The sequence below is a fragment of the Citrobacter sp. wls619 genome (assembly GCF_005281345.1).
In the GTDB taxonomy this organism is placed as follows: Bacteria; Pseudomonadota; Gammaproteobacteria; order Enterobacterales; family Enterobacteriaceae; genus Citrobacter.
Genome location: NZ_SZXJ01000091.1, coordinates 1 through 249, shown reverse-complemented (window position 1 = coordinate 249; position 249 = coordinate 1). Strand labels below are relative to the sequence as shown.

At 63.9% G+C, this 249-nt stretch carries 1 protein-coding gene; it reads left to right on the top strand.

Translation table 11 applies throughout. The features are described from left to right. Positions 1-249 (top strand): hypothetical protein (locus tag FDX19_RS25155; protein ID WP_170974396.1); only part of this gene is annotated, 249 nt, incomplete at both ends.

Below are 249 nucleotides of genomic sequence, written 5' to 3'. Positions count from 1 at the left end.
GTGCAGTTCACCCACGGCGTGATGGGCCGGATGACCCACTGGCAGATTAACGACCACCGCCCCCTCCAGTTCAGCCACGATGCGCTGGGCCGGGAAACAACACGCCACAGCGGGGCCGGTTTTCAGCACGGGCAAAGCTACAGCCCGGTTGGCAATATCGTGGAGCAGTGGGCCGGGCACCATGAACCCGGCACCACAGACTGGCCTATGGACATCTGGCGTCGCCAGGAATACGACCGGGCATGGAAC